This is a genomic window from Mesorhizobium sp. WSM4815, assembly GCF_055811575.1.
The window spans coordinates 1-1,004 of sequence record NZ_JBVVQS010000041.1 but is presented as its reverse complement, the minus strand read 5'-3'; the positions used below and the strand labels follow the sequence as shown (position 1 = coordinate 1,004).

Here is a 1,004-nt window from a genome sequence, read left to right as displayed (position 1 = left end):
TCGAAATCGCTGGGATCGGCGGGGCCGTCGCCGTCTTCCGGCTCGGCCCCGCCGGTGATGTAGACCGAGCCTTCCGGCCGGACATAGATGCCTGAGGGATCGACCAGCAGCGGCATGTCGTCATATTTCTCGCGCGCCTCGAAGATGAAGACATTGCGCTTGCGCGGTTCCACCGGCAGCACCAGTCCGGCCATTGCCGAAACTTTTCCGGCATTCGGCCCGGCGGCGTTGACGACGATGCCGGCGTCGAGCCTTTCGCCATTGTCGAGGCCGACGCCGGTGACACGGTCGGCCTGCCGTTCGATGCCGGTCACATCGGCGGTGATGAAATCGATCTTCTTCTCGCGCAGCGCCTTGCGGAACAGCATCAGCATGGCATGCGCGTCGAACCAGCCCTCGCCGCTGCGGCCATAGGCGCCGGCGGTGATGCCCTCGGCCGACAGCCATGCAAACCGGCGGACGAGCGCCTCCGCATCCTCAAGCACGATGTCGGCGCCCTCGGCCAACTGCGTCTGGTGATTGGCCTTGAGGATCGGCAACCCGTTCTCGCCGGCAAGGATGAGGTAGCCGCCTTCGCGAAAACCGATATCGGCGTCGGCCCCGAACTCTTCCGTCAGCCGCCGGAACAGTTTCAGCGTGAACTGCGACAGCCGGATGTTTTGCGGAATCGAAAACTGCTGGCGGATCGAAGCGCAGGACAGCGTCGTCGCCGCATGGGCGAACTGCGGGTCGCGCTCGACCAGCGCGATCGAGCCCGAAAACCCTTCCTCGCGCAGATAATAGGCGATCGAGGAGCCGACGATGGCTCCGCCGATGATGACGACGTCGTAGCGCACTTTTTCGCTTCTCCAGTTCTGAAGCATGATCCCGAAGCCGGTTTTCTGAAACGATCATGCTGCAATTCATACAGCCGGCAAGATGATCTCGAAGCGCGTGCCGCGCTCGGAGTCAACCAGGCGGATCGTGCCATCATGCGCTTTCAGCAGGGCCAGAACGATGCCGAG

1 protein-coding gene is annotated in these 1,004 nt (G+C 63.2%); it reads right to left on the bottom strand.

The features are described from left to right. Positions 1 to 836 (bottom strand): NAD(P)/FAD-dependent oxidoreductase (locus tag AC0L2B_RS00175; protein ID WP_473743632.1); only part of this gene is annotated, 836 nt, incomplete at its 3' end. Positions 837 to 1,004: the final 168 nt, after the last annotated feature.